Origin of the sequence: Bacteriovorax sp. DB6_IX, from assembly GCF_000447775.1 — a bacterium.
In the GTDB taxonomy this organism is placed as follows: Bacteria; Bdellovibrionota; Bacteriovoracia; order Bacteriovoracales; family Bacteriovoracaceae; genus Halobacteriovorax_A.
This window is the reverse complement of sequence record NZ_AUNJ01000473.1, coordinates 1-226: the sequence shown is the minus strand read 5'-3', so window position 1 is coordinate 226 and position 226 is coordinate 1. Positions and strand designations below refer to the sequence as shown.

The window sequence follows — 226 nt, the reverse complement described above, 5'->3', positions numbered from 1 at the left end:
GAAAATCTTATCAATAAAGTTTTTTCGACCTATCTTAATCAGCTCGAAAATATTGGTGATGAATTAGATATAGATATTAACTGGAAAAGTGATCATCCAAATGCTTCTGTTTCAATGAAAAAGAATCGCGTTGTGATGTCTTTTCACGGTGGATTTAAAAGGAAGTTTAATTTTGAGTGATGACGCCTATGCCATACACGGTTATGCCATGAAGTACGGTCATCTC

At 34.5% G+C, this 226-nt stretch carries 1 protein-coding gene; it reads left to right on the top strand.

Annotated features, from left to right (window positions below):
• Positions 1-180 (top strand): hypothetical protein (locus M901_RS14665; protein ID WP_034722504.1); only part of this gene is annotated, 180 nt, incomplete at its 5' end.
• Positions 181-226 lie beyond the last annotated feature (46 nt).